Source organism: Nocardia sp. NRRL WC-3656 (assembly GCF_000720265.1).
Taxonomy (GTDB): domain Bacteria; phylum Actinomycetota; class Actinomycetes; order Mycobacteriales; family Mycobacteriaceae; genus Nocardia; species Nocardia nova.
The window spans coordinates 1-733 of record NZ_JOJF01000098.1 but is presented as its reverse complement, the minus strand read 5'-3'; the positions used below and the strand labels follow the sequence as shown (position 1 = coordinate 733).

The following is a 733-nucleotide window of genomic DNA, read 5'->3' as shown; positions in this document are numbered from 1 at the left end:
GGATCGTCCGTTGTGGTTGGGATCGTTGAAGTCGAATATCGGCCACGCCCAGGCCGCTGCCGGTGTCGGTGGTGTGATCAAGATGGTCATGGCCATGCGCCACGGTGTGCTGCCGAAGACCTTGCATGTAGACCGGCCGAGCACGAAAGTCGAATGGTCGCAGGGCAATATCCGGCTGCTGACCGAGTCCGTCGAGTGGCCCGAGGCGACTCGGCCCCGCCGCGCCGGTATCTCGTCCTTCGGACTCAGCGGCACCAACGCCCACCTCATCGTCGAACAGGCGCCGGCCGACCCGGCCCCCGTCCCGGAGACCAGGACCGCCCCGGCCGGGGGTGTGCTGCCGTGGGTGATCTCGGCCCGCACCGGCGCGGCCCTGGCCGAACAGGCCCGGCGCCTGACCGCCCGGATCGGCGACCAGCACCCGGTCGACGTCGGCTACTCACTCGCGACCTCACGAGTGGTGTTCGATCACCGTGCTGTGGTGCTGGCCTCTGAGCGCGACGGCCTGCGAACGGGTACCCAGGCTCTCGGGCGCGGAGAAGGCCTTCCCGGTGTGGTGTCGGGTCGGGTGGTGCCGGGTTCGACGGGTGTGGTGTTCTCGGGGCAGGGTGCGCAGTGGGCCGGTATGGCTGCCGAGTTGCACGGTGTCTACCCGGTGTTCGCCGAGCATTTCGACGCGATCGTGAATGTGCTGGAATCTGCTCTGGGAAAGTCTGTTTCGCTGTCGGATGCG

Annotated in this window: 1 protein-coding gene; it reads left to right on the top strand. The window is 67.9% G+C overall.

Annotated elements, in window-relative coordinates; translation table 11 throughout:
* Nucleotides 1–10: 10 nt before the first annotated feature.
* On the top strand, nt 11–733 hold a 723-nt coding region (locus tag IG65_RS0133995), incomplete at its 3' end, for a ketoacyl-synthetase C-terminal extension domain-containing protein (RefSeq protein WP_369801650.1).